A 10,736-nucleotide genomic window follows, 5' to 3' on the forward strand; every position below is an offset into this window, starting at 1 on the left:
ATTTGTCATGGCAAGGAGAATTCCATGACCAAGTCGCTTACAGCACCCGCCGCTGATGATGGTGAAGCTGGCCATCGGACTCGCCTGCTTTTTTTTGGGTTTGATTCATCAGAACCGTCGCACATTCGCAGAATCCGTTCTTTTCTAGATTGTGGTCTTGATTTGCGGGCCGTGACTATGCGGCGGGACGTCGATGGTGATGATGATGGGCCTGCGGTTTTTTGGGACAACATCCACCTTGGCACAACGCACCATGCCGCCATGGGTCAGCGCCTTTGCGCTATTGCACGCGCCATCGCAACCTTACCTAAACACCGCAAACAGCTTCAAAACTTTGATGTGATCGTCGCACGCAACCTCGATATGCTTGCGATCGCAGTCGCCGCTCGCACCATGATACGACCAGCGCCACCCTTAATTTACGAATGTCTCGACATACACGGGCTCATGACGGATCAGGGGCGCAAAGGGCGCCTTGTGCGCGCGTTCGAACGGATGTTGCTGAAACGTACATCAGCGCTCATCGTGTCGTCGCCTGCGTTTGTAAATGAATATTTTAAGCCTGTGCAGGGCTGGGTAGGGCCCGTCACATTGTTAGAGAACAAGTTGTGGTTGGGGTCTAATTCCGCCGACCGCCCCGCGCCCGACAAGACCAACTTGCAGGCCAAAGAAGGGCCTATCAGTATCGGGTGGGTCGGCACATTGCGCTGCGCACATAGCCTAGAAATTCTAGCGGAAACCGCACGCCGGCTTGACGATCGGATCGAGATATGTATGCACGGGATCATTCATCGTCACGCGCTACCGGATTTTGATGCGACCCTCGCTAAAACCGCCAATTTACAATATCTTGGCCCTTATACATATCCAGACGGATTGGCTGAAATTTACACTAAATGCGATCTAGTCTGGAGCCAGGATCTTTGGCAACTGGGCACAAATTCCACATGGCTGCTTCCCAATCGTATCTATGAAGCCGGATACTATGGCTGCCCTTCGATTGCAGTGGCACACACAGAGACGGGCCGCCGCGTCGAGGAAGGGCTTGGTTGGACAATCCCGACACCGTCAGCCGATGATTTATGCGATCTCATTATGAGTTTGGACCCGCAAGAAATCGCGAAAAAAGGGCAAGACTTATTGGCCCGCCCAAATGCAGAGTTCCAGCAAACTTGCGCAGAAATAAGGGCCGCAGTGGAACAACCCCTCGCATCTAGTTAAGCACCATCACCCAAATTGCGACAAAAGGCACAACAAAACGGCCATGCCAAACACAATTGCGCATATTGCAGTTCATACGCTTGTCACGCGGGGCATACTGCGAGACTCCGATTTTAAATGGATCCTTGTTGGCTGCATCCTATCCGACATCCCATGGATTTTGCAGCGCATTGTTATGGGGCTCGCCATGGATATTTCGACGATCCAACTGCGTCTATATGCGGCCATCCAAAGCAGCCTCTTTGTAACTCTGGTTCTCGCGGCTGGCCTCGCGCTCCTGTCTCGTAGGCCGTGGCGAACATTTGCGCTGCTGGCCTTCGGTGTCGTGCTACATTTGCTGCTTGATGCAACGCAGACGAAATGGGCCAACGGGGTCCTGCTGTTCGCGCCTTTCTCGTGGGATTTATTCAACCTCGGTCTTTATTGGCCGGAAAGTGTTTTGAGCATAGCAATGTCGATGACTGGCGTGGGTGTGATGGTTTATGCGCTTGTGAAAATGCCCGCGACGCCTGGTCGTCCAGTACATCGCCCAATTACGCGACCTGCTGCATCTGCGATATTGGCAATCATCTACCTGCTCCTGCCATTCCCGCTTATGTCATCGGCGTACAACGCCGATTTACACTACACCGCAACGCTTTCCCCGGGGTCGAACAGGCTAGGGATTGCGGTAGAATTTGACCGTGCGGTTGTACAGCGCGATCATGATAATGTTGTGCAATTGCAGGCATGGACTGGTGAATGGTTCAATTTGCAAGGCGTCGTAGAAGACAGCGCAGAGGTTGTTTCAGTGCGTGGTAGTTTCATTGCGGCAGACACGGTCATAATCGAAGAAATTTTCGTCCACACACCCAGCTGGCGCGCCATATTCTCGCAATTTGGCCTCTTGTTCATCGCATTTTGGTGGATCCGTTGTATCCGATTTAAGTCAGATTAAGCCTTTTTTTCAGGGCCTTCCGGTGCGGAAATTGCTCAGGCGATAGTCCAATTTCTAACGCAATATTTTTGAGCTGCGCGTACCGTTTAGCACCTTCCGATCCAGAAAAGGCGCCTGATTCAGCGAGAGGCATGCGGCGTTTCACCGCGTCATCCAGAGTCATAGCCATTTCGTGTTGCATGGCATGGTCCATGCGTGCAGTCAGCGCTTCAATGTCGTCAAGATCAACAGGCAGATGGGCAGCATTCGGCAGCTTCTCTGTCAGACTCTGCCGTTGCATTTCTTTGGAGGCAGGAACGCCGCCAAGCTGTAATGCCGCGACATCCATTGCGCGCGCGGCAATTGCACGCGCCGTGGTATATTTGACCCCAATGACACTAATCAGACCCGCGGCACCATCAGAAGTATGATCCAGCAGCGTTCCAGCGGTCTGACGACGCACCGAGCCGGTTCTGTCATCATCCACGTCTGCGGGGATCATTCCGTCAAAAGTATGCAAAACATCCGTCGACTTCAGTTCAAGAGCGGGTGCTGCGCGATTCAGGATATCGAGGAAATCGGCAACGGCCGTGTCAGTCCCATGGCTGCAAGCGGGGGCTTCGTGAGTGCCAATGATCGTCAAACCCGACCAGGGCGTCAGAAAATACATGCGCCCGCCGCGATCAACAATTGCATCCGACTTTTCCGTTCCTACAATTCCCATTGCTCGGTCACCTATCTGACGATCAACAACGATGTTGAGCGCGCGTGCGAACGCAGGAAATCGGTCTTGTGCCTCTGGGTAAATCACTTTTGACGCCAGCGATTTTGCAGATCCGCCTGTACAGGACAAAACAACACGCGCCGAAATCTTACCGGTGCCTCCGTTCGTCAGGTCTGTCACACTGGCGCCACCAACCCGTCCATCGCTGTGGGCTAGTGCGTCAACCGCCATGTAATTGGCGATATGCACACCGTATCTTGCGGCCGCAGACAGGACAGCGATCTGCAGCCGACCGGTATCTAACATCTGCCCATCACGCCAAACGCCACCGCCGGTAAGGTCTTTGGGTGCCAATTGCCCCAACTGTTGCCGTGCTACAGCGTCGCTGACGACACCTGCACTCCCAAAATCTGGACCGCGCAAACCCAATTCCAAAGCCTGATAAAGCATCGCAGCCGCGCGAAATACTATCGGGCCTTTGACGCCATATCCGGTTAGTGGGATTGTAAAATCTAATGGTTTTACAAGTTCTGGCGCAACATGGCGCCAGAACGCCCGCTCGCGGACCGAGGCCCGCAAACGCATAACGTCAAGATGTTGCACATAGCGAATACCGCCGTGGACGATCTTAAGCGAATTATGCGATGCGCCCCCGCCGAAATCACTTTGTTCGACCAATGCTGTCCTGTAGCCACGCATTCCTGCCTCGCGCGCAGCCATTGCGCCGTAGATTCCACCGCCAACGATGAGAATGTCGTATGGCGCTGTGGTAAGGGAATCGAGCGTCGCGCGTTGCAGTCCATTCATGATAAACGCAGCCGGATTTGCCGGATAAGGAACGTAAAAAAGCTGACCCTTCGGCCAATCAACTTGGGTTGAGTATCTAAGTCCCACAATGCGGAAATGATGGATTGCGCAGGACGCGCAGGGTCAATGGTGGCGGGTAAATGGAAGCCATATCGACCGACGTCGCGCCAGCAACCAGAAACAGGCAGTGGATCACTGCCAGGCAGCACAACAGCGGCTTTTGCGAAAGCAGTTGGCTGGGGAAAGCCAATAGGCCGCCCGCCATTATCACCTAGGAAAATGCCCTGCGGGAGCCCATTTTCAACCCACGCTGCTATTTTTGCACCGCGTGGCCCTATCCATTTCCCTGCACCCCAAGGCAGGATGACTGGTCGCTTTGCGGCGCGCAATGCACCGATCACATGATCAATGGGTTCGCCGTCTAATTCCTTCTCGCGATATCCGATTGCGAGCACTTCGATTCGTTCCGCAGTGATTATTTGACGACCCGCTAGAAGAAATAGGGTTTGCGAAGCGGGGCCGTTCAATTGAACGGCAAGTGGATCATCGGGCAGCGATGTCACAGTCCAATCGGACGGCAAGTTGCACCCTAAGATCAAATCATCAATTCCTGATTCCAAAGGTGTTTCTGTCATAATTAGCACGCATTGCTTGTCAGACAGTCCAGCGCGACGCCCAGCCTGTGTCAAATTATTGAAGGCGGCATGCAAAAATGCGTTCCGGTCGACGCCACTATACATATGAACGTGGCTATCGATCAGCATCGGGTACACGACAGCAAAGCAAATGAGCAAAATGACCGCATTATCACCACGCTTATACCTTCAAATAAATTTTTGCGCGGGATTAAAAACATGGCCGCGCGAACAGATAGAAAAATTTTCTGATTTAAGGTATACAACGAATATGAGCCGTGTCGCTATTTACCTTCCGGACCATTTTTTATTGAAAGCATTTTATGACGACCACACCTGGAAATTATGAAAATTCCAGAACCACTGTGCCCGAACCCCAAGGTTTGGTTCTCAGGTTTACGGTGAAACACTGTGATTCGGTGGCCATTACGCTTTGGTTTCTTGTCACGTTCATACAGTTTCGGCGTGACGAACTCTTGCTCTATCCGCTGGCACTTTATTTCGCGTTACGTGCTTGGCAAAGACGCGACGAAATGACGTGGTTGATGTCGCGTTCACTTATTATTTTGCTGTTGCCATTCTGGTGCTTGATTTCGCCGCTTTGGGCAGTGGAGCCGATGATAGCTTTCAAAACATCGATCTATCTGATGCTTACCATGGTGATCTGTTATGTCATCGTCCTCACACTGCAACCGCGACAAATTTTGTACGCCGTGCTCGCCGCGACGGGTACGGTTGCCGTGCTCAATTTGGTATATGGATTAGGAACCGGGCGAATGGTCCCCGGTCTGTTTCCGCATAAAAACATGCTCGGGACCAATATGGTGATCCTGTGGACCGTTGCGATCGCCATAACACTGGACAAAGGCGCGCTGCGCTGGATTCGCTGTTTCGGGATATCATTCGTTTTCTTAAGCCTATTTCTTATCGTTGAAAGCCAATCAGCAACTGCTCTTTTGCTCGCTATCGCAACGGGGGGCGGCGTGATTATCGCGGGGCTGGTTCTACTGGGCACATGGTTGCGCCCGTTGAGACTAGGGGCAATTTGTATCGCATTGGCGGCGTGCTTTGCGCTTGCGGCATGGGTTCTTGCTGAACCGCTGGGCGACGTTATTGGGCCAGTGCTTGACGCGCTCGGCAAAGATAGGTCGTTGACGGGTCGTACCGTTCTTTGGATGTATGCCGAAGATCAAATTCGCGAACACCCTTTTCTGGGTGTCGGATCTGGCGGTTTCTGGCGATACGATGAATCGCCACTTGTTCGCAAAATCCATGCCGATTTTTACAAGGGCCGGAACACGACGTTCAATTTCCATAACAGCTTTTACGAAATAGCGGTCCATCAGGGCCTTATCGGACTTGGCATGACGGTTCTGGCACTGACCTGGGCACTGGGATGGACACTGCGCGGGGCGATGACGCTTGGATCAATGCCTGCGATCTTCTTTCTCAGTCAAAGTGCGGCTGTCACCACACGCATCTTTGCCGAAGCTGATTTTTACAAACCCTTTATTCTTTTCCACATGCTTCTCTGGATTGGGGGATTGTCGATAATGCGCCAAATTCGTGAACAACAACGCGAGAAAAGAATTTACGAACAAAGTCTCTCCAACACAAACGCGAGGAACAATGGATTATTCTGGTCGCGCCGCCCAAGATTAGTTGGTTGTTAGATTGAAACAGGTCGGGGTCTGGATTTCGCGCCCTTCAAATTAGCTTTTGGTCATGACCATTTGTTTCGAACCGACGTCTGACTATGCAGTTTAGATCGCGCTGGCTATTAATACAGGGCAATAAATTTTTTATGCACACAGGTTTGATTAATGATTTTAGATGCAAGACAACTTCCAGATGGTGAAGAACTTGAGACTGATATCTGTATTGTCGGTGGCGGCGTTGCGGGCATTACCCTCGCGCTTGAACTTTCTGGGACCGGTTTAGACGTTATCCTGCTGGAAAGCGGCGGTATGAACTACGATCCGGAAACGCAGTCGCTTGCCGCGGGCCCCATTTTGGGATTTCAGTACGATCCGCTTGACGACTCACGACTGCGGATGCTGGGTGGCTCTTCGAATCATTGGGCTGGAAACTGTATGCCGCTGGCGCCAATTGATTTTGAAAAACGCGATGAAATTCCGCACTCTGGCTGGCCGATAAGCTATGATGATCTCGCGCCATTTTATGAACGCGCCCAACCGTATTTTGAACTCCAAACCGAACGCCCATACGACATGGAATATTGGGCGAAAGAGATTGGACTAGATCCAATAAAGTTCGATCCTGAAATTTTCGTCAACCTTCCGATCAACGAAAGTCCCCCTACGGCATTCGGTTACACATACGAAGCGGCGCTAAAACAGTCCCCCAATATATCGACGTATCTTTACGCAAATGTATTGGATGTGCTCACCAACGACACAGCAACAGCCGTGAAAGAGGTGCAAGTCGCCTGTATCGACGGGCCACGGTTCCGTGTGCGCGCCACCCGTTTCGTGCTTGCGCAAGGAGGTATCGAAATTCCCAGACTAATGTTGCTATCAAATTCCACGGCCACTGCAGGCCTCGGAAACGATTACGAACTTGTCGGCAAGTTTTTCGGCGATCACGGGGCATTGCGCCCCGCAATGACGTTTTTTGCGCAAGATCAGCAAGACGATTTGGCGCTTTATGCCCAGCAGCATTTCTTTGAGGTCGGCGGCGTCCAACCTGCTGTTATCCCATCAGAAGCCTTGCAGCGTCGCGAAAAAATGCCCGGTTTCGTGTTCCACCTGTTCGAAACAAACCGATCGCCGGGTGACATGTCACTCAGCAGGCTAATAGGTGGCTTGCGAGAGAACGAAGCGCCGCCATATCTTTCATCTGAACTGATGAATGTCCTGACCGATCTGGATGGCGCAACCAATCGGATCATTCGCAAATTCGATGCCGAAACCGATACGTTCATAGAACGGCCTTGGTTCGCACCTTGGCTGACTTTTGAATGTGTGCCAAATCCGGACAGTTCCGTTCATCTTGTTGCCGAAAAAGATATGTTTGGGCAGCATCGCGTCGCATTGGACTGGCAATTGACCGATATGGAAATGCAAACAGTCAAACGCGCCTCAGAACTTTTGATACAGGAAATTGGTCGGCTGGGTATCGGCCGCGCATGGACCGAAGTTTTGAGAGATGATTATACTTGGCCCGCATACGTCGGACGGGGCAAACACCATTGCGGGACAACGCGCATGTCTGCTGACCCCAAAACAGGCGTTGTAGATGCAGATTGCCGCGTCCATGGCATGTCAAATCTGCATATATGCAGCTGTTCAGTGTTTCCGACGATGGGCTACGCGAACCCGACCCTGACCATCGGGGCATTGGCAATCAGGATGGCCGACTATTTCAAGGATGCTGCTGCGGAGGGCAGATTATGACATCGACCCACAGCCTGCTCAATCGCCGCGGATTTATCTGTGCGCTCGCTGGTTTCGCACTGAACGGACATGGCGCATCTGCAGAAATGATCGACATAGAGCCCAATAATTACGTAGGTCCAGCATCCAAAATCGGAAAGGTAATCATACGCGCGGGGGTCGTCGAAACGAACGCATATGACCTGCGCAGCGCCTTGCAGATCAGCAACGAGCAACCGCAAAACCTGATCTGTCGCCGTTGGATGCAGGAAATCCGAAACGACTTCGCGAACGCCGACACAGTTTACGTAGACGGCTGGACCCTCAGCCGGACAGAAGCGCGCCTGTATGCGCTGGCGTCACTTCCAGCAACAGAGTGGTATAGTTAAGTGACCAGAATAATTGTCATTGTAGTAACCGTTATACTGCTAAGCATTCTTGTCCGATTTTTTGTGCCGGCCAGTTTTTATACCGCCACTGCGATTTTCTGTATCCTTGGTCTGTTGATCATCATTCGTCTAATGCGACATGGATCGCGTGACGACCGCTGAACGTTTTAACACGATCACGACGAACAAACGATCTTGCTGTAGACTAACGGCGGAACGACTTTGGGCGTTTGCTTCAGCGTATTCATATTCAAGACGGTTGATGATTGCATCGACAGTGCCTCCGTTTGAAATGACCTGCGCACAACCGCGCTCGGTCGCCGCAATTCCGCCATAGTTCTGACACTTTTTGCCCGCTTTTCCTCAAATTGTGCCAAAAAATCACACCCTTGCCGGGAAATTTACGCCGTACCAGAGCAAATTTTTTGTGTTTGGGCGTCTGTGCATTAGCGTTGAATGCAATAATTACAGGCATTTTTTTATGAATCGTTTAGTATTGCCGCTGATTTGCGGTACGGCATTTGCTGGGTGCGAACGCATGGGGCCAGAATATCAGGCCCCTACGATTGAACTACGCAACAATTTTGTCAACGCGGCTCCTGCGACGCTGGAAAACGCGGCAGATCTGGCATGGTGGGATCGTTTGAATGACCCATTACTGACGGGCCTGATTGCCCGAGGATCATCTCAAAACCTTGATGTGCGCACTGCAATTGAACGCAGCAACGCCGCAGAAGCGGCCCTTGGTCGTGTGGGTTTGAACGCGCAGCTCACCGGCGGAGTCGAGGCGGCCGTCACACGGCAGAATTTCGATGACGGGCCCACGACGCTGTCCAACTCACGTGCCAGCGGTAGCTACGTTGTTGATCTGTTTGGAGAACATGAAAACCGTCAGACACAAGCGCAAGCAAACCTTGGTGCGGCACAAGCGAACGTCGACGCGGTCCGGCTTGCCTATCTCGCGGATATCACCAACGCCTATCTTCAGGCACGCTATTATCAGGAAGCTGCCGCAATCTCACGTATGACAGTGCGTAGCCGCAGACAGACACTGCGACAGATCACGCAAAGGCGCGATGTCGGGGACGCGACAGAATTGGACGTCCAACGCGCGCGGTCTGAGCTCGCTACATCCGAGGCGACGCTTCCGACGAGGTTCGCGCAATTTGAAACGAGTGTCTTTCGCATCGCCACGCTTTTGGCAGAACCTGCACAACCGATAATGACCAAAATGCAGGCCGCCGCGTTCCAGCCGCGCCCACACGGCACCAGTCCGGTGGGGCATCCCGCTGACCTAATCCGCAACCGGCCAGATGTCCGAGCCGCCGAACAGGACCTGATCGCGGCCACCGCCGCCATCGGCATCGCAGAGGCGCAATTACTGCCGTCGATATCATTAAGCGGCACCCTGTCAGCAGGGGCGACAGACGGATGGAGCTTTGGACCAAAGCTCAGCATTCCAATTTTGAACCGTGGCGCCTTAGAGGCCAACCAACAGATCGCGGAATCGCAAGCGCGGACCGGCGAACTTACATGGCGCGCAACAGTGCTCAAGGCGGTCGAAGAGGTGCAGATCGCGCTTAGTCTCTCGCAGAATTTACAACAAAAGGTGACCCATCTGGAGCACGCGCGCGACGCGTCAAAGGCAGTCGTGGACCTGAGCAGGCGGAGCTACCAAAGCGGCGTTGTCCCATTCACGGACGTGCTGAACGCCGAACGCCAACATGCCGCAAATCAATTGGCAGTGGCGGATGCGCTTAGAGAATACGCAGTCTCTTGGATGGATTTGCAAATCGCAATTGGGCAGGGGGCATCAGCTATTGCCACAATGACAACGCAATAATAACGGCGCCTCATGACGTCCCGAAGTTGCGCGCAGGCCGTTCTTGCGAGTGGTCCGTATCAGTCGTCAGAACGACGGCGCGAAAGAGCCCGAACTTTGGGTTGGTCCGTGCTAACTGGGCTCAACTGGGTAGATTTACACTCGGTTTTCACGCTTGAAATTGTATCTTTGCCCGCAGATGTGAAAATCCAAGCGTCCAACAGAATTACTGGCGCACTCAAAATCCAAGCACCTATCACCCAAATCAAAAGAGATCCGTCAAAATAAAGCCCTAATGCGATAGATAAAGCGATCAATCCGCCAAGAATGCCAAGTGATCGCACAAAACGCATATATTCTTGTCTCTATCATTGTAGGTTCCAGCCCAGTCGCCAGATCCTGCGGCTCTATCGCCAAAAGCCCTTATCGGTTAGGAACGTAGCGCTACAGGGATGTTTGCCAAGATGCAACTGCGTCAACATAATAGTCTAGGCGGTTTCGACGGAATTTTCCCGACAAAGTGCCTGTCCAACGCGCATCACCGCAGATCTCCAATTCGGCAGACATTGTGGTATTTGCTAAGTGACCTGCGCCCCTAAAACTCCTCCAAATTGGTGTAGAGTCCGCCTAACAAAGGGACGGACAAATGAAGGCACGATTTTCGGACGAACAGATCATTGCGATGATCAAGGAACAGGAATGGACCTGTCGCGCTTTCGTGCCGCCCCAAGTGCTCGTTTATGCCGCTTTCCGTTCGAAAGCGACGGGGCTTTTCCAGCCCAGTGCTGAGTGTCGGCGGCGCGGATTGTAGAAGCCATTGATATATT

9 protein-coding genes are annotated in these 10,736 nt (G+C 52.5%); 7 read left to right on the plus strand and 2 right to left on the minus strand.

Annotated elements, in window-relative coordinates; translation table 11 throughout:
* Nucleotides 1-24: 24 nt before the first annotated feature.
* Together MWU61_RS18780 and MWU61_RS18785 are read left to right on the plus strand one after the other, a co-directional pair.
* Nucleotides 25-1,221 carry a glycosyltransferase gene (locus tag MWU61_RS18780; protein ID WP_247130000.1) on the plus strand — a complete coding sequence of 399 codons (1,197 nt, stop codon included), beginning with the start codon at nt 25-27 and terminating at the stop codon, nt 1,219-1,221.
* A 43-nt stretch (nt 1,222-1,264) separates the two neighbouring features.
* Entirely contained in the window at nt 1,265-2,158 is an 894-nt protein-coding gene (locus tag MWU61_RS18785) for a hypothetical protein (RefSeq protein ID WP_247130001.1), read from the plus strand.
* Here the strand turns inward: MWU61_RS18785 and MWU61_RS18790 are convergent.
* Together MWU61_RS18790 and MWU61_RS18795 are read right to left on the minus strand one after the other, a co-directional pair.
* Complete coding sequence (locus tag MWU61_RS18790; RefSeq protein WP_247130002.1) at nt 2,145-3,668, minus strand: FAD-dependent oxidoreductase; 1,524 nt, start codon at nt 3,666-3,668, stop codon at nt 2,145-2,147. The genes MWU61_RS18785 and MWU61_RS18790 overlap by 14 nt on opposite strands.
* Nucleotides 3,665-4,303, minus strand: a complete 639-nt coding sequence (locus MWU61_RS18795) for a hypothetical protein (RefSeq protein ID WP_247130003.1) — start codon at nt 4,301-4,303, stop codon at nt 3,665-3,667. Before MWU61_RS18795 ends, MWU61_RS18790 begins: the two co-directional genes overlap by 4 nt.
* 545 nt (nt 4,304-4,848) lie before the next feature.
* Between MWU61_RS18795 and MWU61_RS18800 the strand changes: the two genes are divergently transcribed.
* The 5 genes from MWU61_RS18800 to MWU61_RS18820 all read left to right on the plus strand — a co-directional run bounded on the left by MWU61_RS18800 (nt 4,849) and on the right by MWU61_RS18820 (nt 10,720).
* A complete protein-coding gene (locus MWU61_RS18800) occupies nt 4,849-5,976 on the plus strand; it encodes an O-antigen ligase family protein (RefSeq protein WP_247130004.1) in 1,128 nt (375 codons plus the stop codon).
* A 150-nt stretch (nt 5,977-6,126) separates the two neighbouring features.
* Nucleotides 6,127-7,719, plus strand: coding sequence for a GMC family oxidoreductase (locus MWU61_RS18805; RefSeq protein WP_247130005.1), 1,593 nt, complete (start codon nt 6,127-6,129; stop codon nt 7,717-7,719).
* Nucleotides 7,716-8,087 (plus strand): hypothetical protein, encoded by a 372-nt coding sequence (locus tag MWU61_RS18810; RefSeq protein WP_247130006.1) that lies wholly within the window; start codon nt 7,716-7,718, stop codon nt 8,085-8,087. Before MWU61_RS18805 ends, MWU61_RS18810 begins: the two co-directional genes overlap by 4 nt.
* Nucleotides 8,088-8,568: 481 nt before the next feature.
* Nucleotides 8,569-9,930 (plus strand): efflux transporter outer membrane subunit, encoded by a 1,362-nt coding sequence (locus MWU61_RS18815; protein WP_247130007.1) that lies wholly within the window; start codon nt 8,569-8,571, stop codon nt 9,928-9,930.
* Between the two features lie 625 nt (nt 9,931-10,555).
* Nucleotides 10,556-10,720, plus strand: coding sequence for a hypothetical protein (locus MWU61_RS18820; protein WP_247130008.1), 165 nt, complete (start codon nt 10,556-10,558; stop codon nt 10,718-10,720).
* Nucleotides 10,721-10,736 lie beyond the last annotated feature (16 nt).

The sequence above is a fragment of the Loktanella sp. F6476L genome (assembly GCF_023015725.1).
Classification (GTDB): domain Bacteria; phylum Pseudomonadota; class Alphaproteobacteria; order Rhodobacterales; family Rhodobacteraceae; genus Yoonia.